Genomic DNA, 26,077 nt, shown 5'->3' with positions numbered 1-26,077 from the left:
CTGATGAAAAATCAGAGCGACTACCAACCGAAAAGGGGGATTTTGGCTTGATGACAACCATAGAATCTCCCACAGGACCGTGGGTCGCCTCAGGATTTCGGCCGGTTCATAGGACTTGTGGGAGTGAGCTTGCTCACGAAGAGGCCAGGACAGCCAGCCACTTTCTCTGGGGAATGACAGTAAGCCTTCGCGAGCAAGCTCGCTCACAGGATCGTGGGTCGCCTCGGGATTTGGCCGGGCCTTTGGACCTGCGGGGGTGACCGGGGTGGCGCTCCCATAGGTTTGCCGCCCGCAAAAGCACCCGTGTTCTCCCGCTTTCAGCCAAAAGGCGCGATGTTTTTTGTTACCATCTGCGCCATTACGAGCGCCTAAGCGCCAGCCCTGATCAGGAAGCCGCCCAGATGAATCACCCTTTCGACGTTGACGACATCGCTGCCACCTTCGCCAACAAATCCCCATCCGACATTCTCAAATTTGCTTTCCAGCACTTCGGTGACGACCTGTGGATTTCCTTCAGTGGCGCGGAGGACGTGGTGCTGGTGGACATGGCCTGGAAAATCAACAAGAACGTCAAGGTGTTCAGCCTGGACACCGGCCGGCTGCACCCGGAGACCTATCGCTTCATCGATCAGGTCCGCGAGCAGTACAAAATCGACATCGACATCGTCAGCCCGGACCGCGAAAAGCTCGAGCCTATGGTCAAGGAAAAGGGCTTGTTCAGCTTTTACCGCGACGGTCATGGCGAGTGCTGCGGGATCCGCAAGATCGAGCCGTTGCGCCGCAAGCTGTCCGGCGTTACCTCCTGGGCCACCGGTCAGCGTCGCGACCAGAGCCCGAGCACGCGCAACAACGTGGCGGTGGTGGAAATCGACAGCGCGTTCTCGACCTCGGAGCGCACGCTGTACAAGTTCAACCCGCTGGCCCAGATGAGCAGCGCCGACGTGTGGAATTACATCCGCATGCTCGAACTGCCCTTCAACACCCTGCACGAGCGCGGCTTCATCAGCATCGGCTGCGAACCCTGCACGCGCCCTGTCCTGCCAAATCAGCACGAACGCGAAGGCCGCTGGTGGTGGGAAGAAGCGACGCAGAAGGAATGCGGGCTGCATGCCGGGAATATGATCGCGAAGTCCTGAGAGCAGATCGCAACGTTGTAGGAGTGAGCTTGCTCGCGATGACGGTCTGGCAGACGCCGTTCAGCGCCTGAATTGACGCATCGCGAGCAAGCTCACTCCTACAGGTCAAGCGCAAGGCGTGACCCGCAGGTCGGGCCTGTTAATGCTCCGGCAGTTCAACCCCGGCAAACAGCTCTTCCAGCTCCTGCTTGTTGTGGCACTGAATGGCTTTGGCCATGACGTCGCGGGTCAGGTGCGGGGCGAATTTCTCGATGAAATCGCACATGAAGCCGCGCAGAAAGGTGCCGCGGCGGAAGCCGATCTTGGTCACGCTGGCTTCGAACAGTTTGCTGGCGTCGAGCACCACCAGATCGCTGTCCAGCTTCGGATCGACGGCCATTTTCGCGACGATGCCAACGCCCAGTCCCAATCTCACGTAGGTCTTGATGACGTCAGCGTCGGCGGCGGTGAACACCACTTTCGGCGTCAGGCCACGGTGGCTGAATGCTTCGTCGAGTTTGGAACGGCCGGTGAAGCCGAACACGTACGTCACGATCGGGTATTCGGCGAGAATCTCCAGGGTCAGCTTCGGCACCTTGGTCAGCGGGTGGCCCTGAGGGACGACCACGCAGCGGTTCCAGGTGTAGCACGGCATCATCACCAGATCGCCGAACAATTCCAGCGCTTCCGTGGCGATGGCGAAATCGACCGTGCCGTCGGCGGCCATTTCGGCGATCTGCATCGGTGAGCCCTGATGCATGTGCAGCGCGACGTCCGGGTACTGCTTGATGAAATTGCTGATCACCGGCGGCAACGCGTAACGCGCCTGGGTGTGGGTGGTGGCGATGGACAGCGTGCCCTTTTTCTCGTTGGAGAATTCCTGGGCGATCTGCTTGATGCTCTCGACCTTGCGCAGGATCTCGCCGGCGGTGGTGATGATGCGCTCGCCTGCCGGGGTGACGCGGGTCAGGTGCTTGCCGCTGCGGGCGAAGACTTCGACGCCCAACTCGTCTTCCAGCAGGCGGATCTGCTTGCTGATGCCTGGCTGCGAGGTGTAGAGGCTTTGCGCGGTCGCTGAAACGTTGAGGTCGTGGTGCGCCACTTCCCAGATGTAGCGCAATTGTTGGAGCTTCATATGTATCCCTCAAAGCCGGAAGACGCCACGGGCATCAGCGACGGTATATAACTGGATTATTGGTCAGGAAGGCAAAGCTAGAACTTTTTATCACTTTTATCCAGTAATGGCACGCAGCTTTTAACGCCCTTGGCACATTCCCGGAACGCGATCACGTTTGTGTACGACTTTGCAGCATCGGCACCATGTACACCGGCACGCCGGCCAGTTGCAGCACTCGCGCCGCCGTTCGGCCTATGGGCGTATCGCCCTCCCCACCGTGACTGTGACTGCCCACCACCAGCAGATCAACGCCGAGCAGGCGCGCCTGATCGAGTATCACATTGGATGGGTCGCCCTGGACCACGCGAACACTGCGAATCAGCGCCAGGTCCTCATGGCCCTCGCCCAGTTCCTCGCGAAAACTGGCCAGCACCCGCGCCTCAATGCCGTCGATCACCGTGTTGACGCCCTCGCTGTGCAGTTCTTTCAAGACGTCTGCCGCCAGATAGCTCTGCAGCACGGACTCGGCAAACACGCCCATCGGCTCCACCACATGCACAACGTGCAGCTCGGCGTCGAAGGTCCGCGCCAACACCAGCGCGTGCTGCAACACATACGGCGCATAAACACCGAGGTCCGTGGCGTAGAGCATCGAACGGATCATGGGACCCCCGGCAGCCTGTGAAGTGAAGACTTCATCAGCGTAGCAGCGCGCTGCGCACTGCGACGGCCGACTGCTGCTTTTCGGTCTAACGCCTCAGGGTTTTAGCTCGTTGCTGATACCGTGGGGCACGTGCCCGGTCGCCACCACCTCGCGCGCGCGCTCGCAGTGGCCCGGCTGATCGTCGAAGAACACGTCCGCGGCAAAGGCTTCGAGAAACGCCGATTTGTCCAGGCCGCCGAGGAACAGCGACTCATCCAGACGGATGTCCCACTCGCGCAGGGTACGAATCACCCGTTCGTGGGCGGGGGCTGAACGCGCAGTCACCAGCGCCGTGCGAATCGGACAGGACTCTTCGGGGAATTCGCGCTGCAGGGCGTTCAATGCCGCGAGAAAGGGTTTGAATGGCCCGCCGGGCAATGGCCGTCGCGCCGCCTCGCGCTCGTTGGCCTGGAACGCCTCCAGCCCACCGGACTGATACACGCGCTCGGACTCATCGGAGAACAGCACGGCGTCGCCGTCGAAGGCAATACGCAGCTCGGCACTGGCCGCACGACGGGCGCCACCGGAAAGGATGGTCGCGGCGGCAAACCCCGCGTCCAGGGCGCTACGCACGTCATCGGCATGGGTCGACAGGAACAGGTGACTGCCGAAGGCGGCGAGGTACGGAAACGGACTGCGGCCGCCGACGAACGCGGCGCGGGAAATGTCGAGGCCGTAGTGCTGAATCGAATTGAACACGCGCAAGCCGGTGTCGGCGCTGTTGCGCGAAACCAGCACCACTTCCACCCGGGACTGGTTCAGGCTGGCGTTCAGGCTGAGCAGTTTTTCCACGAGCCGGAACGCATCACCGGGCTCGAGAATTTCGTCCTCGTGGTCGATCTGGTACTGACGATAGGCAGCGACCCCATTGGCCATGTAAACGTCATGGCTTTCCCGCAGATCAAACAGCGCCCGCGAGGAGATTGCCAGCACCAGCTTGCTCCCCGGGGTTTTAACGTTCAGCTCGGTGCTCATCAGTCATCCTTAAAGCAGCAGTTGGGCAAGCGCACGGCATGGCCGTTAACGATTGCCGCGATCAATGAACGCCAGCGCGTGATACAGGGCGCGCACCTTGGGCATGTCACAGCCAGCGGAAAGCGCAGCGGCGAGGGGCCGGGCATAGATGGCGTCGAGTTCCAGCGGGCGTTTTTCGGTGAAGTCGTGGTACATGCTCGGCCGGTAATCCGGCATATGGCCGGTGACCTTAAGCAATTGCTCGGCGTAACCCACCGGCAGCACGTGGCCGCACGCCTCGGCGCCTTGCACCACTTCCGCCATCAGGCCCTGAATCAGCGCGCGACTGTCGGCATCGGCCATCAGCGGCGTGGTGCTGGCGTTGAGCAGCACGGAAAGCCCGTTGTAGGGCACGTTCCACACCAGTTTCTGCCAGTGCGCCTTGTCGAGATTGTCCATCGCCACAGAGTCGATGCCGGCCTGGTGAAACAGCGACGCCCCCTCCTCGACCCAATGCCCGCGCGTTGCCGTATCGGCCGGCCCGCTGTGATAGCCGATATTCACGGCACCGAAGGCCTGATGGGTGATCTGGCCCGGACCGGTGCGATGCACGCAGACAAAACACAAGCCGCCCAATAGATGAAGGGAATCCGGTAGCTCGGCGCGCAGCTCTTCCTCGACGCCCAACCCGTTTTGCAGCAGCAGAACTTTGGCGTCCGGCGCCGCGGCCTGAACGATGGCGGAGGCCACCCCGCCGTTGCCGGTGGTCTTCGCGCCGATCAGCAGCCAGTCGCAGGGCGGCATGTCGGCGGCGGAGGCGTAGGCCTGGACATTTTCCAGCACTAACGGGCCATGCACATGGCTGTCTACCCGCAGGCCGTTGCGGGCGACGGCCTCGAATTCGCTGCGCAGCAGAAAGTGCACATCGAAGCCGGCCCGGGCCAGCATCACGCCGTAGAAGCCGCCGATCGCGCCGGTGCCGATGATGCCGATCCGGGGTCTGGTTGAGCTTTCGCTCGCTGTGCTCTCGCTCATGGAAACTCCGCTTCAGGGTAATTCGTCTGGCGGCGTCGCCAGCGCGTGGGCCAGGCCCGGGACAATGGCCTCGGCGGACATCTGCGTGCGAAGGGGCCCGAAGAAGGCACCGTCGCGGATCACAAACATCGTCGGCAGATGAAACACGCCGTAGCGCTGCACCGCGCCGCCGTTTTCTTCGGCATCGATCCAGCACAGGCGGTCAACAGGCAGCGATTGCTCGGGTAAATGATGCCGGGCCCAGCGACAACTGGAGCAGCCCAGGCTGGTGAAAATCAGCAGTGAGACGCCGGGCAGGTTGAGAAGTTGCTGGTCGAGGTCGAAGTCCGTCAGTTGCAATTGATCCACGCGCTTCTCCTCTGAATGATGTTCGGGTGATGCCTGTCGCCACCCCAGACAGGTCAGACAATGCCGCAACCGTTGGACGAAAGCCACGTTTACCCATTGTCGAACCACCGGCTAACGCGCTAAGGTTCGGCTCCCCCGTTGCGCTCAATCATGCTCGGCTCCGCCGCACGGGGACGCTGGCGGCCAGCATCCGTGACCTGATGAGTAACACGATGGCTGATTTACCGATTGACGACCTCAACGTTGCCTCCAACGAGACACTGATCACCCCGGATCAGCTGAAACGCGAAATCCCGCTGACCGCCGCCGCCCAGGCCACTGTCAGCCAGGGCCGCGAAGTCATCCGCAACATCCTCGATGGCAAGGATCACCGCCTGTTCGTCGTGATCGGGCCCTGCTCGATCCACGACCTCAAGGCCGCCCACGAATACGCCGATCGCCTGAAAGCACTCGCCGCCGAGGTGTCCGATACGTTGTATCTGGTCATGCGCGTGTATTTCGAGAAGCCACGCACCACCGTCGGCTGGAAAGGCCTGATCAACGACCCGTACCTGGACGACTCTTTCAAGATTCAGGATGGTCTGCACATCGGCCGTCAATTGCTGCGCGACCTGGCCGAAAAAGGCCTGCCGACCGCGACCGAAGCCCTCGACCCGATTTCGCCTCAGTACCTGCAGGACCTGATCAGTTGGTCGGCCATCGGCGCGCGCACCACGGAATCCCAGACTCACCGGGAAATGGCCTCGGGCCTGTCCTCGGCAGTCGGCTTCAAGAACGGCACCGACGGCGGCCTGACCGTGGCGATCAACGCCCTGCAATCGGTGTCCAGCCCCCATCGCTTCCTGGGTATCAACCAGGAAGGCGGCGTGTCCATCGTCACCACCAAGGGCAATGCCTACGGCCACGTCGTGCTGCGCGGCGGCAACGGCAAGCCCAACTATGATTCGGTCAGCGTCGCCCTGTGTGAACAGGCGCTGAACAAGGCGAAGATCAAGCCGAACATCATGGTCGATTGCAGCCACGCCAACTCCAACAAGGACCCGGCGCTGCAACCGCTGGTGATGGAGAACGTCGCCAACCAGATTCTCGAAGGCAACCAGTCAATCATCGGCCTGATGGTCGAGAGCCATCTGAACTGGGGCTGCCAGGCCATTCCCAAAGACCTCGCCGACCTGCAATACGGCGTGTCCATCACCGATGCATGCATCGACTGGGAAAGCACTGAAAAGACCCTGCGCAGCATGCACGCCAAGCTCAAGGACGTATTGCCCAAGCGCAAGCGCGACTGACCTGCCCGCAGAAACGACAACGCCGAGCACATGCTCGGCGTTTTACTGTGTGACGCGCGCCTGGGTCAGATCTTGGCAGCCTGGCGCTGGTTGCGCTCCATGTAGCGTTCCACGTAGGAGCACGAAGGAATCACGGTGTAGCCGATCCGGTCGGCGTAGTCGAGGGCCACCTTGGTCAAGGCTGCCGCTATCCCACGTCCGCGCAATTCGTTGGGAACGAACGTACGGTAGATATCCAGGGTCTCTTTACCCAGGTCCATGTAGGTCAGATAGGCACGGTAGCCGTCAATATTGACTTCGAACTGGTGACCGGTCTCGTCATGGTGGATGGACAACGCCTCGCTCATCACTACTCCTCGCGGGTCTTGGAATTGGACCCTTACCTTATCGACATTTTCCCGGCGAAGGAACCTCTACAGGCAGTATGAGAACTATTGCCTTCTGCAATAGCGACTTCTGCGGTAGAGCTGACTGCGCCACCCTGTGCCGTTTGGACACCGCGAAGAGCGTCGCTGTTCTCAAACAATTTGAGCACAGGCAAATAGTAGGCGCCCTGAGCAAGTGCGCTCAAGTGAATCAACTGTTAATTGCGCTGCCGCACATCTGAAGGCGTGCACCATGGAACCTGTTGTCGCCGGGCAATGTCCATTGAGACGCAACGCCCGCACTCAAGTCACTTGAAGGTCATTAAAACCGCCCTCAGGGATGCGCCTGTCACGATAATCGACTATACAAAAATGGTCGCCGGTACGTCGCTGGTAGTGGGAAATCGCCTGGGCCGGAGTCACCTGACAGACACCACCGCCTGGGGCTCTTTGCGTGCGAAGAAAAAGCGTGAGGAGTTGCACGGAACACGTTCATACCCAAGAATTTTCTGCAGATCTTGCGCGCGGTCCGTTTACTTACTACAAACAATGAGTAAGATGTACGCCGGTCATTTTCTCACTCTCGAGAGATGACTAATTTGATAGAAGTCCTTTAAGGGGAACACGATGAACAACGTTCTGAAATTCTCTGCTCTGGCCCTGGCCGCAGTTCTGGCTACCGGTTGCAGCAGCGCATCCAAAGAAACCGAAGCTCGTCTGACTGCAACTGAAGACGCAGCCGCTCGTTCGCAAGCCCGTGCCGATGAAGCCTATCGCAAGGCTGATGAAGCTCTGGCTGCAGCTCAAAAAGCTCAGCAAACTGCTGACGAAGCCAACGAGCGCGCTCTGCGTATGTTGGACAAGGCTAGCCGTAAGTAATAATCCCCCGGGATTATTGATAAGCCGACCCGTTAACGGGTCGGCTTTTTTATTGCCCGACGTTTGCCGGCGACCTCTGTTGAACAGGCATTTCCCAGGCAATAAAAAACCCGCCCGCCTGCGCATTCGACGCAGGACGGGCGGGCATCAGCACCGCCTGATTGGCGTCGCAGCGTTACTGCAGCGTCATCGGCGCGCCGCCCACCACGGGCGCAGGCGTGGTCGGCACGGCAATTTCGACCGGCATGCCGTCTTCGGCAGCCACTACGTCCCGCACTTCGTCCCAATTGATGCGCAGGCTGTTGGCCAGGTCTTCACGCTTGAGCAGTGCGTTGATCACGGCGGTGTGCTTGTCGACTACCGACGGCTTGCCGCTTTCGTCCAGCGGCGTGTGCGCTTCGAGGTAGACCTTGCCGCCGCTGACGCCGAACTTATAGGGCTCGCTCATGATGCGCACAGTGGTGCCCACCGGGACCATGTCCGCCATTTCCAGCACGTTGTTGTTGTACATGCGGAAGCAGCCGTGACTGGTGCGCATGCCGATGCCGAACTTCTTGTTCGAGCCATGGATCAGGTAGCCCGGCAAGCCGAGGCCGAATTTGAACGGGCCCAGCGGGTTGTCCGGCCCGGCCGGGACCACGTTGGGCAGGATGTCGCCGTCGGCGGCATGCTCGGCCTTGACCGACGCGGGCGGCGTCCAGGTCGGGTTCGGCGTTTTGGCGGTGACCTTGGTGGTGGAAACCGGCGAACCCCAGCCCTCGCGACCGATACCCAGCGGGAAGGTGTAAACCACGTTCCGACCTTTCGGGTAGTAGTACAAACGGTACTCGGCCAGGTTGATGACGATGCCTTCGCGCGGACCCGGCGGCAGGATGAAACGCGTCGGCAACACTATTTGAGTGCCTGCGCCCGGCAGCCAGGCATCGACGCCCGGATTGGCGGCAATCATTTCCAGATAGCCCAGGTCGTAGCGGGTGGCCAGATCGGCGAAGGTGTCTTCGTACTTGGCGGTGACGGTCTGCACCTGACCGATGATGTCCTCACCGGGCGGCGGCAACGGAAACTCCAGGGCGGAGACGGGGCCGGCCGCGCACAGCGCAGCGAGCGACAGACAGCGGGCGAAAGCTGGAATGCGCGACAACATCCGGAGAATCCTTGGTAAACGGAAGGCTTGATTGTGCGCGATTGTACACGCACGCCTGCGCATTCGGGGAGTGCGCGCGAGCCCTTAGACGCCGGTTTCCAGTTCCGGCCAGATCGGGTGCCAGCCGCGCCGTTGCGCGTCGATGATCGCCCGGCACAGCGGGCACAGTCGCTCATCCTGATAAACCGTCTGCCGGACTTCCGACCAGCGCGGCTGGGCGGGCAGCAAGGTGCCGCACAAGGTGCGGTCGGCGGAGCCTGCCAGCTCGAGCTGGCGAGCGACCAGATGCACGAGGATTTCCTGGCACGCGAACAGGTCGAGCTGTTCGTCGGGCTCGATCAGTTGATAGGCATAAAGGGACCAGGAAGGACGGCGCGGCATTGGGGGCTCCAGAGCGGGGGCGCCACATTAGCCGAAAGCCCCCGTCCGGAAAAGGCCTGCAGGCCTTTAAATCAGCGGTTTTGGTCTGAGGGTCGGGAAACCGCGCAACGGTCGTCGCGGCATCGGCGACTCCCGTCCGGATGAGGCAGCCACGCCAGGTGGGGACGCCAGCGGCAGAACAAGCGATAACCGACGTTCAGCAAGGGCCTCAGTGGCCGCCACGACAGCGGCGCAGCCCAGATGCCAAGACCGGCTGCGCGCCAGCTCCAGAGGGTTGCGTCCAGGCCCGTGACCCAGGTGCCATCGTCGAATCGGGCGTGCAATACCGACTCCATCTGCTCACGGCTAAATCCGAGTGCACCGGCGTCAAAACCCTCTTGGCTGATGTCGACGAACAGCAATTGCGCTGCGGTTGCGGTGGCGTCGGCGTGCGCGGAAGCGTGAGAACGCAAGAGCTTGATCTCCCGCGCGCAAAGCGGGCAGTCACCGTCGAAGTACAGCGTGAGTGGCCACTGCTCTTTCTTGTACATCTTTGGGGTCCTGTACAGGTTTTCGCCACCATAGGCGCAAACGGGGCCGCTGACAATGGACGAGACGTCACCCTGAACACGGGCCACGCCACAAGACCATTGGAGGTCTCACGCCAGGCCGAGAAAGACGCCTATGGTCCATAGTCTGTCCCCAGACAGTCCCGTTTAATTTATTAAAATGTCCGACTCATCGACCGGTTTGTCGAAGAAGTGCCGTGGGACCATCACGGTAGGCCGGAACAATCCATTCATTACGCGATTAACAGATTCGCCTTCTAGCAGCTCGCGACTCATGTCGTCTGGCATGCTGTTTCTACAGGTTTGAATAATGGACAAGGCGAGCCCTATTTTCATATGCCGGCCATGAAATGTCGCTTCGCCAGGGGTGAACGCGCGCGATTCAAGTTTATCGATAGCGTCCGCTGCCTCTTCTTCGTCCATATGGTCTTCAATGGCGTCAAAGCGTGAGCCCACAGAGGGCGGTACGGCGGTCAATGGGTCGACAAGATGCAGAGTCGCATGGCTGAGGATCTTGGGTTGATCAAACTTGAATCTCATCAATTTGTCGCCAAACCGGCTGCTGTCTTTCTGAGGTTGATCACCCGCCTCAAGTGAAAAAAACACGTGATCATCGTTGGCAAGCATGGCGATATCGTGGTCCGTCGTGTTTTCAGTGTTGAATTCTATTTGTCTTTCCTCCAGCTTTCTTCTGGAAAATAACGAAACCGTACCGTCCGGACGTTTTATGTCGGCATCAGATGGCGCTGCGTGGGTGATGTAAAGCGGCTCATCAATCAGGCTTTTAATGAAGGCCTTTTCATAATCTTTAAGGCTTGCAGCGTTGACCTCGCTTCTCAGGGCGTCGATGTTTTCAGCTGAAAGCTTCTTCAGCGTCAGGTCTTCCCCGGATTCCAGTTCCCAATACCATTTCGGACCGTTTTTCAGCATCGATGCCTGGACGTTATCCGCGGTTTTCGACCTCAATCCTGAGATTAGTTTTTCTGCAAAGTGGCCGAGCTTGCTATCAAACCGGAGATCCAGAACCGTTTCTCTATCGGAGACTCGGGCTGCCACGAGTGATTTAAGGTACTTATTTTGATCCACGTCAACGGACACGGCTAAAACATCTGGCCCGGGCGTCTGGTTTTCTTCGGTCTCGTGCTGCACCAAATAGGAAACGATTCCGTCCTGACGTTGCGTGGTAGGCGTGTTTTCGTCTGGATTCAGCGCCGTACGCAAATAGGCTCTTGACTGAGCATCAAGCCGGCTTCTGAGCGTTCCTATCAGAAAGGAATCTCCGCCTACTTTCACCTTTGAAGGCATCGCTACGGAACGGTTTCTGGAAGGCGCCAAGTCGGCTGGATAAGTTTGGTTCGACGAACGCGTTGAGGTTGGGGCATTGGAACCATGCGGCTGCGCGCTTTCAGGAATGTGGAAAGCAGGTTGCTGACCTTGATAGGGGCGAATGGGATTCATGTGGGCCTCCTGGTGCCTGGAAGCATGTAGGTGGTCTAAGGCGGTCCCCCGGTTCCCAGCGTGATCATGACTGCTCATCACATTGGGCGTCACCGTCGCTGATGAGAGCATTGATTGTCACAACGGTGGGCAAAGCTGTAATAAACCGCATTACGAGCCGACTGAGGCACCAGAAGGGAACTCCATCCTGAAGCCTCAGAGATTGCATTTAAAGAAGTGGCTTAAGCACCGGCCACACGTTATCCAGCAGGTAAGGCTGAGCCTGGACGTTGGGGTGAATGCCGTCTTGCTGGGTCATGTCAGGCCTGCCGCCCACGCCTTCCAGCATGAAGGGCACCAGCGCAGCGTCGGTGGCTTCGGCGACTTTCGGGTACACCGCCGCGAAGGCCGTGGTGTAGCGCTCACCGTAGTTGGGCGGGATTTTCATGCCCAACAAGAGCACCTTGGCCCCCGCCGCTTTGGACTGCTCAACCATGTCGGTAAGGTTTTGTTGCAATTGCGCCGGCGGCTGCCCGCGCAGGCCGTCATTACCGCCCAGTTCGAGGATCACCAGATCCGGTTTGTGCTCGGCAAGCAGCGACGGCAGCCGCGCCTGGCCTCCTGCACTGGTGTCGCCGCTGACCGATGCATTGACCACTTTTTCCTTGAAGCCTTCCTTTGCCAGACGCTGTTCCAGCAGACTGACCCAACCCAACCGGGTATCCAGGCCGAAAGCCGCGCTGATACTATCGCCAACGATCAGCACCGTGCCTGCCATCGCGCCTTGTGATATCAGCAGCAAACCCAGGCCAGCACTTAAAAACCACGCACGCATCGGATTCTCCATGAGCGAAAGTATTCTCAGTGCTCGGAACCTCAGCAAAGTGGTCCCAAGCACCGAAGGTGACTTGACCATCCTGCACGAACTCTCCCTGGAACTAAACAAGGGCGACACGCTGGCCATCGTCGGCGCGTCGGGCTCGGGCAAATCCACCCTCCTCGGTCTGCTGGCCGGCCTCGACCTGCCCAGCGCCGGTTCCGTCGTCCTGTCGGGGCGCAATCTCAGCGACCTGGACGAAGACCAGCGCGCTCGGGTTCGCGCCGAACACGTGGGCTTCGTGTTCCAGTCCTTCCAGTTGCTCGACAGCCTGAACGCGCTGGAAAACGTCATGCTGCCGATGGAGCTGGAAGGCCGCAAAGACGCCCGTGATCAGGCCCGCCATCTGCTGGAACGCGTCGGCCTGGGTCAGCGTTTGACCCACACGCCACGGCAACTGTCGGGCGGCGAGCAGCAACGCGTCGCCATCGCCCGTGCGTTTGCCGCCGACCCGGACGTGCTGTTCGCCGATGAGCCCACCGGCAACCTGGACAGCCACACCGGCGAGCGCATCAGCGATCTGCTGTTCGAGCTGAACCAGGAGCGCAACACCACCCTGGTGCTGGTCACCCACGATGAGCGTCTGGCCCACCGTTGCCGGCGCCTGATCCGTCTCGAGGGTGGCCGACTGGTCGCCCCCATGGAGCCTTGATGGCACGCCTGCCTTTTTCCCGTCTGCTCAGCCTCGCGGCGCGCCAGCTCATGCGCGATGCCCGCGCCGGCGAGCTGCGCGTGCTGTTCTTCGCCCTGGTGGTGGCGGTTGCCGCCAGTACGGCCATCGGTTATTTCGGCGCACGCCTCAACAGCGCCATGCTGCTGCGAGCGACGGAGTTTCTCGGTGCTGACCTCATTCTCGGCGGCTCCGCACCGGCGACGCCTGCGCAGATCGACGCCGGCAAGGCGCTGAAGCTGGATCACTCGCAGATCGTGATTTTCTCCAGCGTGGTTGCCACCGATAACGGCATTCAGCTGGCGAGCGTCAAGGCCGTGGACGCGGCGTACCCGTTGCGCGGCGAGCTGAAAAGCGCCCCTGCCCCCTATGAAGCCGAAACCGTGGGCGGTGAGCCGCAACCCGGCGAAGCCTGGGCGGAAGCGCGGATTCTGGTGGCGCTGAACCTGAAGGTCGGCGACAGCATCGACGTCGGCTCCAAGACCTTGAATCTGACCCGGGTGCTGACCTACGAACCCGACCGCGCCGGCAACTTCTACAGCCTGACGCCTCGGGTGATGATCAACATGGCCGACCTTGAAGCCACCAAGGTCGTGCAGCCCGGCAGCCGCGTCAGTTACCGGGAATTGTGGCGCGGCACGCCCCAGGACCTCGCCGCGTACCGCAAAGCGATCGAACCCGGGCTGGCGCCGAATCAGAAGATCGACGACGCCCGCGATGGTAACCAGCAGATTGGCGGCGCGCTGGGCAAAGCCGAGCGTTACCTGAACATGGCCAGTCTGGTCGCCGTGCTGCTGGCCGGCGTGGCGGTTGCCTTGTCGGCGGCGCGTTTCGCGGTGCGCCGCTTCGACGCCAGTGCGTTGCTGCGTTGCCTGGGTCTGTCGCGCAATGAAGCGCTGGTGCTGTTTGGTTTGCAGCTGGCCATGCTCGGCGTCGTGGCCAGCGTGGCGGGCGCTTTGCTCGGCTGGTTCGCCCAACTCGGGCTGTTTCATTTGCTGGAAAACCTGCTGCCTGCTGCCGTCCCGCCCGGAGGCTGGCTGCCCGCAGTTGCCGGAATCGGCACCGGACTGGTCGCCCTCGCCGGCTTCGCACTGCCGCCCCTGGCTGCTTTGGGTCGCGTGCCACCGCTGCGGGTATTGCGTCGGGACATGCTGCCCATCCCGGCGAGCACATGGCTGGTCTACGGCGCGGCATTGTTCGCACTGGGCCTGATCATGTGGCGCCTGAGTCTGGACCTGGTGCTGACCTTCGCCCTGCTCGGCGGCGGTCTGATCGCGGCGCTGATACTCGGCGGCGTGTTGCTGCTGGCCCTGAAAAGCCTGCGCCGTTTGCTCGCCGGGGCGTCGCTGCCGTGGCGTCTGGGCCTGGGTCAGCTGTTGCGCCACCCCATGGCCGCAGCCGGCCAGTCCCTGGCGTTCGGTCTGATTCTGCTGTCCATGGGGCTGATTGCGCTGCTGCGCGGCGAGCTGCTCGACACTTGGCAGAACCAGCTGCCGAAGGATGCGCCGAACTACTTCGCCCTGAACATCCTGCCCAACGACAAGGACAACTTCGCTGAACGCATGGGCCGCCTGTCGACCCACAGCGCGCCGCTGTACCCGATGATTCCGGGGCGTTTGATGACGATCAACGGCGAGCCGGTAAGCAAGTTTGTCACCAAGGACTCCCGTGGCGAAAACGCCACCCAGCGCGACCTCAACCTGACGTGGGCGGCGACGCTGCCGGAAGGCAACAGCATCACCGCAGGCCAGTGGTGGCCCAGCGATCAGCCACCTGCGGATGGCGAAGTTCCCGGCGTGTCGGTGGAAACCAAACTGGCCAACAGCCTGAACATGAAACTGGGCGACACCCTCGGTTTCGTGATCGGCGGGCTGACCCGCGAGGTCAAAGTCACCAGCCTGCGCGACATCAACTGGGACACCTTTCAGCCCAACTTCTTCATGATCTTCCAGCCCGGCACCCTCAAGGACGTGCCGGCCACGTACCTGACCAGTTTCTATCTGGCGCCCGGCAATGATCAGCAGATCGTCGAGCTGTCCCGGGCCTTCCCGGCGGTGACGATCCTGCAGGTGGAAGCGTTGCTGGAGCAGCTGCGCAGCATCCTCGATCAGGTGACGATGGCGGTGCAGTACGTGCTGCTGTTCGTGCTCGCGGCGGGGATGGCGGTGTTGTTCTCCGGCTTGCAGGCGACCCTGGATGAGCGGATCCGACAGGGTGCGCTGCTGCGGGCGTTGGGCGCCAATCGTGCGTTGCTGACCAAGGCTCGACGCATCGAGTTCGGTCTGCTCGGCGCGGTGAGCGGTGTGCTGGCGGCAATTGGGTGCGAGCTGGTGAGCTTTGCGCTGTACCGCTACGCATTCAACCTGCAGTGGCACCCCCACATCTGGCTGCTGGTGCTGCCGCTGATCGGCGCCTTGCTGGTGGGCGGCGCGGGCGTGTTCGGCACACGGCGGGCGCTGAACGCCAGTCCCCTGCAAGTGCTGCGCGAGGGCTAACGGTGGGGCATGACGGTGGGCGGCACTGCGCCGCCCACCGTCAACCCGCGCAAAGCTCCCCTGCTATTTCAGGTATTCGATCTTGGTGATCCACCATTGCTTGCTGCCGGACGGAACCGGCACCGAGACTTCGTCACCGACTTCTTTCTTCAGCAGCGCCCGGGCCATGGGCGAATCGATGGAGATGTAGTCCATGCGTCCGTAGATCTCGTCATAACCGACGACGCGGAAACGCTTGCTCTCACCCTCCTCGTCCTCGACTTCGACCCACGCGCCGAAGAACACCCGGCCTTCCTGCTCCGGCGAATAGGCGACCACGCGCATGTCTTCCAGACGCTTGCGCAGGTAGCGCACACGCCGGTCGATCTCGCGCAGCAGCTTTTTGTTGTACTGATAGTCGGCGTTCTCGCTGCGATCCCCCAGGGAAGCGGCCCACGCCACTTTCTGCGTGATATCAGGCCGGTGCTCGCGCCACAGGTAATCGAGCTCCTTCTTCAGGGCGGCATGGCCCTCGACGGTGATTATTTTGGTGCTGATCTCACTCATTCACGCTGTCTCTGCCCCGGGCTGGGTACGTTTGTTCTGTTGAGGACGAAGCCTACAGGGTTGGGCTGGCCGAGGGGCAAATCAAGGCAGCGCTCATTTGACCAGACGCTTTTCTTTGGAAGGCCGATAGCCGAAGTACGCGCTGTAGCATTTGCTGAAATGGCTCGGCGAGACGAACCCGCAGGCCACCAGCACTTCCACCTGGGTCAGCTCAGTGTGCTGCAGCAGGCGTCGGGCCTCGGTGATGCGCAGTTCCAGGTAGTAGCGCTGCGGGGTGGTGCCCAGTTGTTCCTGGAATAGCCGCTCGATCTGTCGCCGCGAACGTCCGGCGTACACCGCCAGTTGCTCCAGTTCCAGAGGTTCCTCAAGGTTGGCGTCCATCAGCTTGACCACTTCCTTGAGCGGCGCGCTGACCGTCATGTGCCGGCTCGGCTTGATCCGCCGATAGCGCGACTCCTCGAAAGACAGAATGTCCTCGATGCCTTCGATCAGCGCCTTGTCGTGCAGCGTCTTGATCCATTCCAGCGCCATGTGGAAGGCCCCGGCGGGACTTGCGGCAGTGAGACGATCGCGGTCGATGACAAAAGCTTCGCTGGTGACTTCGCTGACTTTGCAGATCTCCGCCAGGGCGGCGCGGTGCTCGGGATGAATGGCGCACCGGTAGCCGTCGAGCAAGCCCGCTGCGCCGAGGAACCAGGCGCCATTCCACAGCCCCGCGAGGGTGATGCCCTGTTCGGCGGCGGTGGTCAGCAGGTGCACCAGCGGCTCATCGGCCTTGAGCTCGGTGCGATAACCGCCACAGATCACCAGCAGGTCCAGCGCCTTAAGCGCCGACGCGTCGAACCGCGTGTCGGGCCGGATCACCAGCCCCAGATCACTGGCCACTTCGCCCTCGTGCAAGCCAAATGTCCTCGACGTGAACAGATCGGGGCGCAGCAGGTTGGCGGTGACGAACGTGTCCAGGGCCTGGGTGAAAGCCGGCAACGAAAAGTGTTCGAGCAGCAGGAAGCCGGTTCGGGTCTGGGCCGAGGGGCTTCGCCTGTTTTCATCCACGTAGCGAAGGTTCTTGCCCTTCATGCCTCCGCTGAATTCTCGCCGCTCGATCACTGCCGCCTCGCTTGTGCGTCCTGCCTGGGGGTACCGATGGTTGCAGCCGTTCGTAGCCAACAAAGACCTGGAATAACGGCGGCAGGACCGGGTCCGCGCCATTCTAGCGGAACGGCGCCGGCGTTAAAGTTTTGTCGGGGTGGCCGATACACAACAGCCAGCGAAAGAAAGCCCCCCGGCGCTTCGACTCGCGACGACACCGCAACCCTTACCCATCAGGCTGCTTATGGCGCTCGACCCGATCACCCTGCTGACGATGACCATCGCCCTCGCTGCGGCCGCCGCGCTGTACCTGGCCGTGGAGTGGCGGACGGTGCGGGAGCCGTCGCTGCTGTTCTGGAGCGCGGGGTTTGCCATTATTTCAGTGGGCTCGACCCTGGCATTGCTGCGCAGCAGCGGCATTCTGCTGATTGGCATCTGGTTCGCCAACGGCTTGCTGGTCACCGCCCACTGGCTGTTCCTGCTGGGCGTTGCGCGGTTTACCGAGACCCGCGTGTCGCGGGCCTGGTACCTGATCTTCGTCCTGTGGATCGGGTTGTTGCTGCTGCCGGACCAGCCGTGGTGGTCGAAAGTGATGCTGGCAGCCAACTCGCTGTTGATCTCTCTGCTGATGGTCAAGGCCAGCGGGTTGCTGCGCCCTCACGGCAAGTCCCTGAGCGTCGGCGCGGTGCAATTGCGCTATGTGCTGCTGGCCCACGGCGTGTTCTATTTTTCCAAAGCGGTCACGGCGGTGGTGCCTGGCACGCTGATCGATCTGGCCGCCTTTCGTGGCGAGATCATCCAGATTTCGCTGGTCGAAGGGACGATGGCGGTGATGCTGATCGCCCTGTCGATGACCGGCTCGGAGCGTCATCGCCGGGAAAAACGCATCGCCCGGCTGGCGGCGCGGGATCCGCTGACGGCCCTGTACAACCGCCGCGCGCTGGAAGTGCGCGGGCAGCGTCTGCTGGAGAACGTTTCGCAGGCGCGGCCGGGGGCGCTGCTGCTGATGGACATCGACAATTTCAAGCTGGTCAACGACCTTTATGGCCACAGCGCCGGCGACCGACTGCTGGTCGCGCTCAGTGAAATTATCCGCGGGGCCTTGCCCACCGGTTCGCTCGCCGCGCGCCTGGGCGGGGATGAATTCGTGGTGTTGCTCAGTGACACCTCCAGCGAGCATTTGCTGGCCGTGGGGAGCACGCTGCGCGAGGCCTTTCACGCGACCGCCTCGGCAACTTTTTCCACCCCCCAGCCCGTTACGTTGAGCATCGGTGCCAGCCTGTTCAGCCAACCGCCATCCAGCCTGGCAGAATTGATCGAACGCAGCGACGCCGCCTTGTATGAATCCAAACGCGGTGGACGCAACCGCATTCAACTGGTAGATCAGGACGTCAGCAGCAGCGATCCGCTGCAAATACTCTGAAGGCTAGCCGAAGGATCACTTGCCATGGCCATGAGCAGCGCTCATCTGATCTACCGCGCACCGGAACCTGATGATCTCGCCCGCCTGTTCGCCATCTACAGCGACCCGCAGACCCAGCTGTTCAACCCTTCCGGGCCGATGACCGACGAGGCCCAGGCAGCAGCCATGCTCAAGGGCTGGATCGAGCACTGGCAGACCCACGGCTTTGGCTGGTGGGCAATTGCGCGCAAGGAGGCCCCCGAACACATCATCGGCTTCGGCGGCATCGGGTTTCATGATTTTTTGGGCGTGCAAAGGGTCAATCTGGGCTATCGGTTCGCCGTTGAGGCGTGGGGACAGGGGTTTGCCACGGAGATGGGCAGAGCGGCGCTGGACTTCGGGTTTTCAAGCTTGAAGCTGGAAGAGGTCTACGGTTACGTCCGGCCGACCCACGCGGCGTCGATTCGGGTGCTGGAGAAAATCGGCATGCACCGTTGCGGCGAGCTCGATGACGTAGCCGGTCAGGCCCCGAGCCTGATGTACAGCGCCGTGGCCGAGCCATCGCAGTAAGCGATCGGCGACAGGGTCCGATTCAATGGGAGGTCTGCAGCATTCCGCAGCTCGCGTCGAGCTCATCCCAGGGATGGGCGGCCTCTCGGGCATAACCGCAGGTCGGCAGATGCACGAAGGTCGCTTCTCGCTCGGCTTCGCTTTGCCTGGCTTTACAGGTCCTGCACAACACTGTGTGGTCGGTTAACCGCCAGTGGCTGTTCCACCGGACTAGATCGTCGGTCACCATATACTTCCCCTAACCTCACCTACGTAACCAGTTGATTCAACTTGTTGCTCGAGGTTTCCCGAGCCTGACCGCCGGCTGATCGGCGGTCGTTGCCCTGTGTATCGATTGCAGCATTTGTGCCCGGAGATCTGCGCGCTTCAGTCGCCTGCGTCCCCGATCAACGGCAAGGACACGGTGAAGGTGGTGCCGCGGTCGGCTGCGGAGTCGACCTTGATGCTGCCGTTATGGGCGTCGACGATCGCCGCTGCGATATACAGCCCCAGGCCAAGACCTGCGGCCGCGCCGTATTCCACTTTTCCGTCCTGAAAATTGCGCACCATCGGGTTGAAGAGTGTTGCTTTCACGCTGTCCTCAATGGGCGGGCCCTCGTTGTGCACCGAGAGGGGCACCGTTTTGGCACCCGCCATCAGCGTGACGGTGACCGGGGTCATGGGGTTGCCATGCTTGATCGCGTTGCCGATCAGGTTGGACATGACCTGTTCCATCCGTGACCGATCAAATTGCGCGACGACTCGGGTATCGCCGCGCATGTCGATCTCACGATCCGGATGGTAGGCCCTAGCCTCTTCCACCATGGCTTCGCAGGCCTGGAAAAAATCATCCCGCGCCACTCGCACTGGAATTCCCGAGCCCAGTTGCGTCCGGGTAAAGTCCAGCAGGTCACCGACGATCTTGGTCGAACGCTTGACGCTGGTGTAGATGCGCGACACGTTCTTGGTTGCCTTGGGCGGCAGGTCGCCTGCACGCAGCAGCACTTCGGCGCTGAGGGAAATCGCCCCCAGCGGGCTGCGCAAATCGTGACCGAGGATGCCGAGGAAGACGTTGCGCGCAGCATCGACATTATCGGTGTAGGTCACGACGGACTCGGCCAGGGCCTGATCGATGGCTTCGTTGAAGCGCAGAATGTCGGCAATCTCGTCTGCCCGGTTCACTTCCTTGGGCGGCATCCACAGCATCAGCACACTGGTGCGCAAGGCCCGGTACTCGGCGATCATCTGACCGATGGTGAAGCCGGACGAATGACGGACTTCAGCATGGGTCTCGGCCGAAGTGACGTTATCGGAATCGGGCGCTTCGCCTTTGGACTTGGATACTCGCGCCTCATCGGTCTGTGAGGTCTGGAGGTCAGCGGCGATCGTGCGGAGCATCTGTTCGGCGTGGTCGCGAAGTTCGGCGGAGTCCATGCCATTGGCGGCGGGCGTCATGGTCCTGGCGAAGGCTTCCCACTTTTGCAGGATGGGTTCGATGTTCTGCAGGATGAAGTCGGCCAGGCGCATGGGCTGTGTTCCAGTGTCAACGATGTCAAAAAGAGGTGCCTGAGGTGGCAGGGGAAAGCGTGACACGAGGAGGACAAGGCCGTCGCAATCCATTGGACTGCACGTGTGACCTCTCGGATGGCCGAACATTACATCGTCGCAGGCGGTTAAACGATCGCCGGTCGTGCACTGCTGCGCCGATTGAGCACATCCGGGTTTACCCAACCTTTACCGATCCTAGACGTGGGTTTACACGGATCCGGTGTTTCATACGTCCATGGCGAACCCACTCTTTCGCCAAAGGAGACACCATGATTGCCAAGATGACCCAAGCCCTGATCCTGTCCGGTCTGCTCGTTGGCGCCGGCACGGCGTCCGCCAGCGAACGCAACGTGATTGTGCCTGTCATCGCCGGAGCCGCCGTCGGTGCCGTACTGGCCGCGGTGATCAGTCAGTCGAACAACGACCGTCACGATCGCTATCAGGATTACCGTCCGCAACCGCGCTATGCGCCGCGTTATCAGCCGCAGTACCAGCAGGTTGTCTATGTGCCGGTGCGTGAGCGGGTCGAATATCGCCGTTTCGCGCCACCACCGCCCCACGGTTACTACGACGGTGGCTACCGCCGGGGGTTTGACCACGGTCGTGGCAATGACCGCTGGTAAGTGCTTGAGCGACCTTTAATGCAGGACCGGCTTTAGTTGGGAAGGCTTCGGATGTCACACCGCAAATCTCGCGGTGTTCATGGAGGTCTCTTCCCGGCTGAAGCCGGTCCCACTCATGCAACGCATGCATTCAACCCACGCGCTTTCCCTGACAAAACTGCTAACGTGTCCGGCCATCACTCGCCCATCGATCACTGACAGCACGCAGGGACGGACATGTTCGAATTCATCTACCTGGCAATTCTCATCGGCATCGGCGGCACCGCGCTGCTGGATCTCTGGGCTCTGCTGCTCAAGGCGCTGCTGGGTTTGCCGACCCCGCCCTGGCACCTCGTCGGTCGCTGGTTCGCCGGGATGCCCAAGGGGCAGTTCGTGCACCGCAATGGCATTGGCAATTCCCCTCCCGTTCCCAACGAGCTGGTGATTGGCTGGTTCATGCATTACACCGTCGGCGTGCTGTTCGCCGCGGCGCTGCTGTTTATCTGGGGCGTGCAGTGGGCGCACGCGCCGACCTTTCTCCCTGCGCTGATCGTCGGGCTGGTCACCGTCGGCGCCGGCTGGTTCATCCTGCAGCCCGGCATGGGTGTCGGCGTGGCGTGCAACAAGGCGCCGAAGCCGAACGTAGCGCGGTTGCAGAATGTGGTCGGCCATGTGGTCTTCGCCATCGGCATGTATGGCGCGGCGCTGCTGGTCGGATGAGTCAAAGGAGGGCGCCGGCGCGGTGTGTGGTCGCACCCGGCCAATCGAGCTGAACCTATGGGCAGCGATGCCGTTCTGAAACCTGAGAGCTGCATCGTTATGAAGCTCGTTCAACCCGATCAAACAGGAGATCCCCATGACTCAAACGGCCTTGGTCGTCGGCGCCAGCGGCATCGTCGGCAGCGCAACCACTCAACTGTTGCTCGATAACGGTTGGCAGGTGGCCGCCCTCTCCCGCCGTCCCTCCCAAACGCCAGGCGTGATCCCCGTCGCGGCAGACTTGCAAGACCCGGCGTCGGTCAAACAGGCCCTCGCGGACCTCAAGCCGACCCACGTTTTCCTCACGACTTGGTCGCGTCAAGCCACGGAAGCTGAAAACATCCGCGTCAACGCCGCCATGGTGCGTAACGTGCTGGACGCGTTGAGCCCGGCGAAGAGCGTCAAGCACGTCGCGCTGGTCACCGGCCTGAAGCATTACCTCGGGCCGTTCGAAGCCTACGGCAAAGGCACCCTGCCGCAGACGCCGTTCCGTGAGTCCCAAGGGCGGCTGGACATCGAGAATTTCTATTACGCCCAGGAAGATGAAGTGTTTGCCGCCGCCGAACGCGACGGTTTCACCTGGAGCGTGCACCGTCCGCACACCGTTACCGGCGTCGCAGTGGGCAACGCGATGAACATGGCGACTACCCTCGCGGTGTACGCGTCGATCTGCAAAGCCACCGGCCGCCCGTTCGTGTTCCCCGGCTCCCGCGTGCAGTGGGACAGCCTCACCGACATGACCGACGCGCGGCAACTGGCCAAACAGCAGCTGTGGGCAGCGACGACCCCTGCGGCGGCGGATCAGGCGTTCAACATCACCAACGGCGACGTGTTCCGCTGGAAGTGGATGTGGGGCCAGATCGCCGAGTACTTCGGTGTGCACCCTGCTGCATTCCCGGAGAAGGTGTCCCCGCTGGAAGAGCAGATGGCCAACGATCAAGGGGCATGGGACGAGCTCGTGCGCGCCCACGGTTTAAAAGAAGCCGACATCAGTCGCCTGATCTCGCCGTGGCACACCGATGCTGACCTCGGTCGCCCCATCGAAGTGGTGACCGACATGTCAAAAAGCCGGGCCCTGGGCTTCAAGGAGTTCCAGGCCAGCGACCAGGCGTTCTTTGACGTGTTCGACACGTTGCGGGCCCAGCGCCTGATTCCTTGATCTGCTGAACCGGCCACAAAAAAACGCAGCGATGATTTCGGTCATCGCTGCGTTTTTGTATCCGGGCCATCTGTCATCAAAGACGCGGGACTCAAGCCTTTTCCAGCGCGTCCTCTTTGTGCATCGCCAAGTGCCCGGTCTTGTCGCTCTTGACCTCGTACTGCGGCGCGTCGGGCGAGGCATGGCGATGGCGGCCCATGAACTCGACCTCCTTGGTGTGCACCTTCGTCACTTTGCCGACGATGTGCCCGGCTTCGGAATTCCAGCGCACGTGATCACCGACCTTGAATGCATGAGCCATCGATTTTCTCCTTTGATCCCGGAAGTCAGGGCTGCCAGAGGGTCTGGCTGCCTTCGAGTTTACGATCCAGAAAACTCGCCGCACTGATCAGCGCCAGATGGCTGAGGGCTTGGGGCGTGTTGCCCAGATGGTGGCCGTGGGCGTCGAACTCCTCGGCGTACAGGCCCAGCGGGTTGGCATAGCGCAGCAATTGCTCGAACTCCAGATGCGCCTGCTCCACCCGCCCGGCGCGGGCCAGGCATTCGACGTACCAGAACGAGCAGGCCACGAACGCGCCTTCCTCACCCTCAAGGCCGTCCTGATGGTCATCGTCGTTGCGATAGCGGAAGACCATGCCGTCGCGCACCAGCGTGCGTTCGATGGCGTCCAGGGTCTTCAGCCACTTCGGATCACTGGCGCCGACGAAGCGCACCAGTGGCATCAGCAACATCGACGCATCGAGGTTCTTGCTGCCCTTGTGCTGGACGAAATGACCCAGATCGGCGTCCCAGAAATTTTCCCAGATGTCGTCATGGATGGCCTGACGCTCCCGGTCCCAGCGCTCAAACGGCGCCGGCAGCGAACGTTTCAGCGACAGCCGCAACGCCCGGTCCAGCGCGACCCAGCACATCAGCCGCGAATGCAGGAAATGCTGGTCGTCGCCGCGCATTTCCCAGATCCCGACGTCCTTGCTGTTCCACGTTTCGCACAGCTCATTGACCAGCCGCGTGACGTGCTTCCAGCCCTCGTGGGAAATGGCCTCGCCGTATTTGTTGGCCAGGTACACCGCGTCGAGCAGCTCGCCGTAGATGTCCAGCTGCGTCTGCTTGTAGGCTTCGTTGCCGATGCGGACCGGAGACGCGCCGCCGTAGCCGCTGAGGTGATCCAGTTCTTCTTCGGGCAATTCTTCGCGACCGTCCAGAGCGTAGAGAATGCCGAGCTTGTTGGCGTCTTCGCAGCAGTCGCCCATGCGCTCACGGACCCAGTGCATGAAGGCATTGGCTTCTTCGGTGTAACCCAGGCGCATGAAGGCGTAGACGGTGAAGGAGGCATCGCGGATCCACGTGTAGCGGTAGTCCCAATTGCGCTCGCCGCCCTCTTCTTCCGGCAGGCCGAAGGTCGCCGCAGCGACAATGCCGCCGTGCTTGCGCGAGGTGAGCAGCTTGAGCGCCAGGGCCGAGCGATTGACCACTTCACGCCAGCGGCCGCGGTAATTGGAATGCCGGCTCCAGTGCTGCCAGTAATTGACGGTGTTTTTCAAATCGCAGTCGCAGTTGGTGGCTTTGACCAGCGGATCATCGGCGCCGCCGAGCATGAACTCGACGACATCACCCTGCTTCATCTCGAACTCGGCCACCGCGGCCTGGCCTTCAAGGGTCAATTCGGTGGTCGCCGCCAAACGCATAGCCGGCTGACCTTCGGCCTCGAAACGGATGTCCTCGCCGTCCATCTGCGCGGTCGTATCAGCGCGGCTGTAATCGTGGCGCACCCGGCAGAGCATGCGCACCGCCGTTTGGCCGTGACGAACATGGATGCGGCGGATAAGGCGCGGCAGGTTGTCGACTTCAGAAGCAATGGGCATCAGGTCAGTGACTTCGACGACGGCGTCCTGGGCGATCCAGCGCGTCATCAGCACGTTGGTTTCGGGCAGGTACAGCTGCTGGCGACGAGCGTCCGGTAGGATCGGCGCCAGCTGGAAAATCCCAGCGTCAGGGGTGTCCAGCAGCGCGGTGAAGATGCTCGGGCTGTCGAAGTCGGGCCAGCAGCAGAAGTCGATGCTGCCGGTGTCGGCGACCAGCGCCGCACTGCGCATGTCGCCAATGATTCCGTGGTTTTCGATAGCGTTCTGCGGTTCTTGCTGGGTCTGCTCATCGGGGTTCGGGGTGTGTTCAGCCATTGTTGCGGAACTCCGGGTAGAGGCTCATGCCGCCGTCGATGAACAGCGTCGTGCCATGCACATAGTCGGACGCATCCGACGCCAGCCAGACAATGGCATTGGCCACATCATCTGCCTCGCCCACCCGACCGTAGGGGATCAGCTCCAGGAGTTTCTTCTCGGCGTCGCCGCTGGTGGCCTTGGTGTTGATGGCGGTGCGAATCGCCCCCGGCGCGATGCTGTTGACGCGGATGCGCTGCTCGCCGACCTCTTGGGCAATGCTGCGCATCAACAGATCGACGCCGCCTTTCGACGCGGCGTAGTTGACGTGGCCGGCCCAGGGTATGACCTGATGCACCGAGCTCATGTGGATGATCTTGCCCATGGCGCGAGACACCTCGGGGCGGATGTCCTGTTTGGCGAACTGCCGCACTGCAGCGCGCGCGCAGAGAAACTGACCCGTCAGGTTGACGTTGATGACGGTGTTCCAGTCCTCGAGGGTGATGTCGGCGAAGGCCGCATCCTTCTGCAGCCCGGAATTGGCGACGAGGATGTCCAGACGGCCGAACGCCTTCAGGGTCTCGGCGAACAGCCTTTCCACGTCCTGCTCGTTGGAGACGTCGGCGCCAATGGCGATGGCCTGGCCGCCGACGTCGATGATTTCTTGCGCGAGCTTCTGCGCGGGTTCGGGTTGCGAATGGTAGTTGACGACCACTGCCGCGCCGGACGCCGCCAGCCCTTTCGCCGCGCCGGCACCCAGTCCGGAACTGGCGCCGGTGACGAGGGCGACCTGGCCTTTCAAGGAAATCTGCATGGAATGTAGAGCCTCATGGTGAGCGTTTTAATGCTGACTCATGGGGTTCTGCTGAAGTTCATCGGGAAAAGGTTCGCTCCAATGGCAAAACGCTGC

The 26,077-nt window shown here is 61.7% G+C and carries 27 protein-coding genes; 10 read left to right on the top strand and 17 right to left on the bottom strand.

Translation table 11 applies throughout. The annotated features are described in order from the left end of the window. Nucleotides 1-401 precede the first annotated feature (401 nt). Complete coding sequence (locus AC07VF_RS23965) at nt 402-1,136, top strand: phosphoadenylyl-sulfate reductase (protein WP_495009729.1); 735 nt, start codon at nt 402-404, stop codon at nt 1,134-1,136. A 139-nt stretch (nt 1,137-1,275) separates the two neighbouring features. Here AC07VF_RS23965 and cysB read toward each other — a convergent pair whose 3' ends face one another. From cysB to AC07VF_RS23940, 5 genes are all read right to left on the bottom strand, one after another. Beyond that, nucleotides 1,276-2,250: an HTH-type transcriptional regulator CysB gene (gene cysB, locus AC07VF_RS23960; RefSeq protein WP_495009730.1), complete on the bottom strand. Its 975-nt coding sequence runs from the start codon at nt 2,248-2,250 to the stop codon at nt 1,276-1,278. 151 nt (nt 2,251-2,401) lie between these two features. Then, entirely contained in the window at nt 2,402-2,896 is a 495-nt protein-coding gene (locus tag AC07VF_RS23955) for a universal stress protein (protein ID WP_495009731.1), read from the bottom strand. A gap of 93 nt (nt 2,897-2,989) precedes the next feature. Then, entirely contained in the window at nt 2,990-3,910 is a 921-nt protein-coding gene (locus AC07VF_RS23950) for a 5'-nucleotidase (RefSeq protein WP_282371410.1), read from the bottom strand. Between the two features lie 45 nt (nt 3,911-3,955). Next, entirely contained in the window at nt 3,956-4,924 is a 969-nt protein-coding gene (locus AC07VF_RS23945; protein WP_495009732.1) for a putative 2-dehydropantoate 2-reductase, read from the bottom strand. Nucleotides 4,925-4,936: 12 nt separating this feature from the next. Then, a complete protein-coding gene (locus AC07VF_RS23940; protein WP_192172425.1) occupies nt 4,937-5,272 on the bottom strand; it encodes a thioredoxin family protein in 336 nt (111 codons plus the stop codon). Between the two features lie 212 nt (nt 5,273-5,484). On the opposite strand from AC07VF_RS23940, the gene AC07VF_RS23935 reads away from it, so the two are divergent. Further along, entirely contained in the window at nt 5,485-6,561 is a 1,077-nt protein-coding gene (locus AC07VF_RS23935; RefSeq protein WP_192172424.1) for a 3-deoxy-7-phosphoheptulonate synthase, read from the top strand. Between the two features lie 65 nt (nt 6,562-6,626). Here AC07VF_RS23935 and AC07VF_RS23930 read toward each other — a convergent pair whose 3' ends face one another. After that, complete coding sequence (locus AC07VF_RS23930) at nt 6,627-6,908, bottom strand: GNAT family N-acetyltransferase (RefSeq protein WP_065988521.1); 282 nt, start codon at nt 6,906-6,908, stop codon at nt 6,627-6,629. A gap of 645 nt (nt 6,909-7,553) precedes the next feature. Between AC07VF_RS23930 and oprI the strand changes: the two genes are divergently transcribed. Beyond that, nucleotides 7,554-7,805 (top strand): outer membrane lipoprotei OprI, encoded by a 252-nt coding sequence (oprI, locus tag AC07VF_RS23925; protein ID WP_003199355.1) that lies wholly within the window; start codon nt 7,554-7,556, stop codon nt 7,803-7,805. Nucleotides 7,806-7,980: 175 nt separating this feature from the next. Here oprI and AC07VF_RS23920 read toward each other — a convergent pair whose 3' ends face one another. The 5 genes from AC07VF_RS23920 to AC07VF_RS23900 all read right to left on the bottom strand — a co-directional run bounded on the left by AC07VF_RS23920 (nt 7,981) and on the right by AC07VF_RS23900 (nt 12,150). After that, on the bottom strand, nt 7,981-8,949 hold the full coding sequence (locus AC07VF_RS23920) for a L,D-transpeptidase family protein (RefSeq protein WP_192172423.1): 969 nt from the start codon (nt 8,947-8,949) through the stop codon (nt 7,981-7,983). An 84-nt stretch (nt 8,950-9,033) separates the two neighbouring features. Then, entirely contained in the window at nt 9,034-9,330 is a 297-nt protein-coding gene (locus AC07VF_RS23915; protein WP_192172422.1) for a hypothetical protein, read from the bottom strand. A gap of 71 nt (nt 9,331-9,401) precedes the next feature. Continuing rightward, nucleotides 9,402-9,860 (bottom strand): thiol-disulfide oxidoreductase DCC family protein, encoded by a 459-nt coding sequence (locus AC07VF_RS23910; RefSeq protein ID WP_495009733.1) that lies wholly within the window; start codon nt 9,858-9,860, stop codon nt 9,402-9,404. 165 nt (nt 9,861-10,025) lie between these two features. Beyond that, nucleotides 10,026-11,336, bottom strand: a complete 1,311-nt coding sequence (locus AC07VF_RS23905) for a hypothetical protein (protein WP_192172420.1) — start codon at nt 11,334-11,336, stop codon at nt 10,026-10,028. 208 nt (nt 11,337-11,544) lie between these two features. Next, entirely contained in the window at nt 11,545-12,150 is a 606-nt protein-coding gene (locus tag AC07VF_RS23900) for an arylesterase (RefSeq protein WP_346627780.1), read from the bottom strand. A 10-nt stretch (nt 12,151-12,160) separates the two neighbouring features. Here AC07VF_RS23900 and AC07VF_RS23895 point away from each other — a divergent pair, with 10 nt between their 5' ends. Both AC07VF_RS23895 and AC07VF_RS23890 read left to right on the top strand, forming a co-directional pair. Further along, complete coding sequence (locus tag AC07VF_RS23895; RefSeq protein WP_192172418.1) at nt 12,161-12,844, top strand: ABC transporter ATP-binding protein; 684 nt, start codon at nt 12,161-12,163, stop codon at nt 12,842-12,844. Then, nucleotides 12,844-15,357, top strand: coding sequence for an ABC transporter permease (locus AC07VF_RS23890; RefSeq protein WP_495009734.1), 2,514 nt, complete (start codon nt 12,844-12,846; stop codon nt 15,355-15,357). The genes AC07VF_RS23895 and AC07VF_RS23890 overlap by 1 nt, the downstream gene beginning before the upstream one ends. Before the next feature lie 63 nt (nt 15,358-15,420). Here AC07VF_RS23890 and greB read toward each other — a convergent pair whose 3' ends face one another. Continuing rightward, nucleotides 15,421-15,894, bottom strand: coding sequence for a transcription elongation factor GreB (gene greB, locus AC07VF_RS23885; protein ID WP_172613149.1), 474 nt, complete (start codon nt 15,892-15,894; stop codon nt 15,421-15,423). Between the two features lie 102 nt (nt 15,895-15,996). Next, complete coding sequence (locus tag AC07VF_RS23880) at nt 15,997-16,980, bottom strand: GlxA family transcriptional regulator (protein ID WP_495009766.1); 984 nt, start codon at nt 16,978-16,980, stop codon at nt 15,997-15,999. Nucleotides 16,981-17,236: 256 nt separating this feature from the next. Between AC07VF_RS23880 and AC07VF_RS23875 the strand changes: the two genes are divergently transcribed. After that, entirely contained in the window at nt 17,237-18,415 is a 1,179-nt protein-coding gene (locus tag AC07VF_RS23875; protein ID WP_495009735.1) for a GGDEF domain-containing protein, read from the top strand. A 24-nt stretch (nt 18,416-18,439) separates the two neighbouring features. After that, on the top strand, nt 18,440-18,964 hold the full coding sequence (locus AC07VF_RS23870) for a GNAT family N-acetyltransferase (RefSeq protein ID WP_495009736.1): 525 nt from the start codon (nt 18,440-18,442) through the stop codon (nt 18,962-18,964). A 366-nt stretch (nt 18,965-19,330) separates the two neighbouring features. Here AC07VF_RS23870 and AC07VF_RS23865 read toward each other — a convergent pair whose 3' ends face one another. Next, nucleotides 19,331-20,470 (bottom strand): ATP-binding protein, encoded by a 1,140-nt coding sequence (locus tag AC07VF_RS23865; protein WP_495009737.1) that lies wholly within the window; start codon nt 20,468-20,470, stop codon nt 19,331-19,333. 290 nt (nt 20,471-20,760) lie between these two features. On the opposite strand from AC07VF_RS23865, the gene AC07VF_RS23860 reads away from it, so the two are divergent. From AC07VF_RS23860 to AC07VF_RS23850, 3 genes are all read left to right on the top strand, one after another. Next, nucleotides 20,761-21,114 (top strand): hypothetical protein, encoded by a 354-nt coding sequence (locus tag AC07VF_RS23860; RefSeq protein ID WP_495009738.1) that lies wholly within the window; start codon nt 20,761-20,763, stop codon nt 21,112-21,114. Nucleotides 21,115-21,330: 216 nt separating this feature from the next. Next, on the top strand, nt 21,331-21,813 hold the full coding sequence (locus AC07VF_RS23855; protein ID WP_495009739.1) for a DUF2938 family protein: 483 nt from the start codon (nt 21,331-21,333) through the stop codon (nt 21,811-21,813). 136 nt (nt 21,814-21,949) lie between these two features. Then, on the top strand, nt 21,950-23,011 hold the full coding sequence (locus AC07VF_RS23850; protein WP_346627787.1) for an SDR family oxidoreductase: 1,062 nt from the start codon (nt 21,950-21,952) through the stop codon (nt 23,009-23,011). Nucleotides 23,012-23,102: 91 nt separating this feature from the next. Here AC07VF_RS23850 and AC07VF_RS23845 read toward each other — a convergent pair whose 3' ends face one another. Genes AC07VF_RS23845 through AC07VF_RS23835 form a run of 3 tightly spaced genes read right to left on the bottom strand, consistent with a single transcriptional unit; the run spans nt 23,103 to nt 25,981 of the window. Then, nucleotides 23,103-23,312 (bottom strand): hypervirulence associated TUDOR domain-containing protein, encoded by a 210-nt coding sequence (locus tag AC07VF_RS23845; protein ID WP_172612667.1) that lies wholly within the window; start codon nt 23,310-23,312, stop codon nt 23,103-23,105. A 25-nt stretch (nt 23,313-23,337) separates the two neighbouring features. Beyond that, nucleotides 23,338-25,188 (bottom strand): glycoside hydrolase family 15 protein, encoded by a 1,851-nt coding sequence (locus tag AC07VF_RS23840; protein ID WP_495009740.1) that lies wholly within the window; start codon nt 25,186-25,188, stop codon nt 23,338-23,340. Further along, on the bottom strand, nt 25,181-25,981 hold the full coding sequence (locus tag AC07VF_RS23835; RefSeq protein ID WP_495009741.1) for a glucose 1-dehydrogenase: 801 nt from the start codon (nt 25,979-25,981) through the stop codon (nt 25,181-25,183). Before AC07VF_RS23835 ends, AC07VF_RS23840 begins: the two co-directional genes overlap by 8 nt. Nucleotides 25,982-26,077: the final 96 nt, after the last annotated feature.

The sequence above is a fragment of the Pseudomonas sp. GW821-FHT02H06 genome, from assembly GCF_059421525.1.
The sequence above is the reverse complement of the archived record's forward strand: the minus strand, read 5'-3'. Positions and strand labels throughout refer to the sequence as shown.

Bases quoted from the DNA above. Each gene is read 5' to 3' on its own strand.
- oprI (WP_003199355.1), top strand. From the start codon at position 7,554: ATGAACAACGTTCTGAAATTCTCTGCTCTGGCCCTGGCCGCAGTTCTG.
- AC07VF_RS23915 (WP_192172422.1), bottom strand. From the start codon at position 9,330: ATGCCGCGCCGTCCTTCCTGGTCCCTTTATGCCTATCAACTGATCGAG.
- AC07VF_RS23860 (WP_495009738.1), top strand. From the start codon at position 20,761: ATGATTGCCAAGATGACCCAAGCCCTGATCCTGTCCGGTCTGCTCGTT.
- AC07VF_RS23935 (WP_192172424.1), top strand. From the start codon at position 5,485: ATGGCTGATTTACCGATTGACGACCTCAACGTTGCCTCCAACGAGACA.
- AC07VF_RS23855 (WP_495009739.1), top strand. From the start codon at position 21,331: ATGTTCGAATTCATCTACCTGGCAATTCTCATCGGCATCGGCGGCACC.
- AC07VF_RS23870 (WP_495009736.1), top strand. From the start codon at position 18,440: ATGGCCATGAGCAGCGCTCATCTGATCTACCGCGCACCGGAACCTGAT.
- AC07VF_RS23965 (WP_495009729.1), top strand. From the start codon at position 402: ATGAATCACCCTTTCGACGTTGACGACATCGCTGCCACCTTCGCCAAC.
- AC07VF_RS23840 (WP_495009740.1), bottom strand. From the start codon at position 25,188: ATGGCTGAACACACCCCGAACCCCGATGAGCAGACCCAGCAAGAACCG.
- AC07VF_RS23865 (WP_495009737.1), bottom strand. From the start codon at position 20,470: ATGCGCCTGGCCGACTTCATCCTGCAGAACATCGAACCCATCCTGCAA.
- AC07VF_RS23890 (WP_495009734.1), top strand. From the start codon at position 12,844: ATGGCACGCCTGCCTTTTTCCCGTCTGCTCAGCCTCGCGGCGCGCCAG.
- AC07VF_RS23900 (WP_346627780.1), bottom strand. From the start codon at position 12,150: ATGCGTGCGTGGTTTTTAAGTGCTGGCCTGGGTTTGCTGCTGATATCA.
- AC07VF_RS23945 (WP_495009732.1), bottom strand. From the start codon at position 4,924: ATGAGCGAGAGCACAGCGAGCGAAAGCTCAACCAGACCCCGGATCGGC.
- cysB (WP_495009730.1), bottom strand. From the start codon at position 2,250: ATGAAGCTCCAACAATTGCGCTACATCTGGGAAGTGGCGCACCACGAC.
- AC07VF_RS23880 (WP_495009766.1), bottom strand. From the start codon at position 16,980: ATGAAGGGCAAGAACCTTCGCTACGTGGATGAAAACAGGCGAAGCCCC.
- AC07VF_RS23845 (WP_172612667.1), bottom strand. From the start codon at position 23,312: ATGGCTCATGCATTCAAGGTCGGTGATCACGTGCGCTGGAATTCCGAA.
- AC07VF_RS23955 (WP_495009731.1), bottom strand. From the start codon at position 2,896: ATGATCCGTTCGATGCTCTACGCCACGGACCTCGGTGTTTATGCGCCG.
- AC07VF_RS23905 (WP_192172420.1), bottom strand. From the start codon at position 11,336: ATGAATCCCATTCGCCCCTATCAAGGTCAGCAACCTGCTTTCCACATT.
- AC07VF_RS23835 (WP_495009741.1), bottom strand. From the start codon at position 25,981: ATGCAGATTTCCTTGAAAGGCCAGGTCGCCCTCGTCACCGGCGCCAGT.
- AC07VF_RS23920 (WP_192172423.1), bottom strand. From the start codon at position 8,949: ATGTTGTCGCGCATTCCAGCTTTCGCCCGCTGTCTGTCGCTCGCTGCG.
- AC07VF_RS23895 (WP_192172418.1), top strand. From the start codon at position 12,161: ATGAGCGAAAGTATTCTCAGTGCTCGGAACCTCAGCAAAGTGGTCCCA.
- AC07VF_RS23850 (WP_346627787.1), top strand. From the start codon at position 21,950: ATGACTCAAACGGCCTTGGTCGTCGGCGCCAGCGGCATCGTCGGCAGC.
- AC07VF_RS23950 (WP_282371410.1), bottom strand. From the start codon at position 3,910: ATGAGCACCGAGCTGAACGTTAAAACCCCGGGGAGCAAGCTGGTGCTG.
- AC07VF_RS23875 (WP_495009735.1), top strand. From the start codon at position 17,237: ATGGCGCTCGACCCGATCACCCTGCTGACGATGACCATCGCCCTCGCT.
- AC07VF_RS23930 (WP_065988521.1), bottom strand. From the start codon at position 6,908: ATGAGCGAGGCGTTGTCCATCCACCATGACGAGACCGGTCACCAGTTC.
- AC07VF_RS23910 (WP_495009733.1), bottom strand. From the start codon at position 9,860: ATGTACAAGAAAGAGCAGTGGCCACTCACGCTGTACTTCGACGGTGAC.